Source organism: Synechococcus sp. H60.3, assembly GCF_047462295.1.
GTDB lineage: Bacteria > Cyanobacteriota > Cyanobacteriia > Thermostichales > Thermostichaceae > Thermostichus.
In genome coordinates this window covers 1-1,959 of sequence record NZ_JANSIY010000161.1, presented here as the reverse complement: position 1 = coordinate 1,959, position 1,959 = coordinate 1, and the positions used below count along the sequence as shown (strand labels likewise).

Sequence of the window (1,959 nt, the reverse complement as noted above, 5' to 3'; positions counted from 1 at the left end):
AGGGGCAAGATTATCCTAAGCTAAAAGGTTCTGCCCGGATACCTTTGTAGCAGGAGCTACATTTTTAAAGTCTCGTCTCTTGTCCAGCAGCGAATCCAGGACCAGGGGCGGGGGCCGTAATCGATTGGAGGGGTTTTATGGGGATCCCGGAGGCGGCTGTGGCCACACCTTCTCAACCGAGCCGTCAGCACTTCACAGTACGGATGCCGGAGCCGGCCAATCATCTGCTGGAGGTGGAACTACAGATCCAAGAGGTGGATCCAGAAGCGCCTCTGCGACTGCGGCTGCCGGTGTGGACGCCGGGATCCTACCTGGTGCGGGAATATGCCCGCCATGTGCAAGAGTTTCAGGCGGCAACGGAGCAAGGGATCCCTTTGGCCTGGCGGAAGGTAGATAAGAACACTTGGGAGATCGAGCCGCCCCGCTGTTCGGCTGTGAAGGTTCGCTATCGGGTCTATGCCTATGAGCTGACGGTGCGCACCAACCATTTGGATCTCACCCACGCCTACTTCAACGGGGCGGCGCTCTTTTTCTATGTGCCCGGTCGCGAGCGGGAACCCTACACCTTGACGGTGATCCCTCCCAAGCCAGATTGGCGCATCGCCACCAGTTTGCGACCTTTGATTTCTTCTTCTGAGGATCCTGCTTCCGGCCAGTCTTTTGTGGCGGCAGACTACGACGAGCTGGTGGATAGTCCGGTGGAGGTGGGCCTGCACCAGTTGCGGTCGTTTGCAGTGGAAGGGATCCCGCATTACTTCGTGGTCTGGGGAGCAGGCACCCTGGATTTGGAGCAAGCGGTGGCCGATGCCGAGAAAATTGTCCGGGCCACTGCGGCGTTTTTTGGCGGGCTGCCCTACGACCGCTACTGGTTTATTGTGCATTTGTCGCCAGGGGGATTTGGCGGCCTAGAGCACAAGTACAGCACCACCCTTAATTATTCTGGGCTGGAGCTGCATCAGCCCCAGTCCTATCGCCGCTTTTTGGCGCTGCTGGCCCACGAGCTTTTCCATGCTTGGAACGTCAAGCGGCTGCGCCCTCTGGCTTTGGAGAAAATTGACTACAACCAAGAAAATTACGTGGACTGCCTCTGGTTTTGCGAGGGGGCAACCAGCTACTACGAAAATGTCATCTTGCTGCGGGCAGGGATCCTCAGCGCCAAAGATTTTTTGCAGATCCTGGCCGAGCAAATTGGCCGGCTGCAGCGCACTCCGGGTCGGGCCGTGCAATCGCTGCAGGAATCCAGTTTCGACGCTTGGATCAAACTCTACCGTCCCCACGAAAATAGCCTCAACAGCCAGGTTTCTTATTACCTCAAGGGCGCTTTGGTCTGCTGGCTGCTGGATCTGCACATTCGCCACCTTTCGGGGGGCCAGGGATCCCTGGACACGGCCATGCAGGATTTGTGGCAGCGCTTTGGCCGGTTTGAGAAAGGCTACACCCACCAAGACCTGCGGGAGGCCTTTGAGCGGGTAGCCGGCGCCAATCTTGGCCACTTTTTCGCTGCCTACGTGGAAGGTACAGAAGAGCTGGACTACAACGCTTACCTCCACCCTTTTGGCCTCACCCTCAAAGCCCACTTCAGCCGCCCCAACCCTTCCCCCTACCTGGGTCTCCACTTCAATGGGGAAGGCAAACGCATCAGCGCCGTCGAGATGGGATCCCCGGCCCAAAAAGCAGGCATCTGGGCTGGCGACGAGCTCGTAGCCCTAGACGGCTTTCGGGTGAGCGCCACCACCTTGCCGGAGCGCCTGGCAGCCTACCAGCCCCACCAGGTGATCTGCCTAAGCGTCTTCCAAGGCGATCAGTTGAAACACTTCTGGATCCCCTTGGATCCACCCCGACCGGATGTTTACACCCTCGAAGCTTTGCCTGAACTCACTCCCACCCAGAAAGCGCTCCAGCAGGGCTGGCTGGGATCCCTTTTGGCTCAAGAGTAGGCAGGAGGTAGCAATGCTTTAA

At 58.3% G+C, this 1,959-nt stretch carries 1 protein-coding gene; it reads left to right on the top strand.

Going from position 1 to position 1,959, the window contains the following annotated elements; genetic code table 11:
• Positions 1-137: 137 nt before the first annotated feature.
• Complete coding sequence (locus NW841_RS12130; RefSeq protein ID WP_414386598.1) at positions 138-1,937, top strand: M61 family metallopeptidase; 1,800 nt, start codon at positions 138-140, stop codon at positions 1,935-1,937.
• Positions 1,938-1,959: the final 22 nt, after the last annotated feature.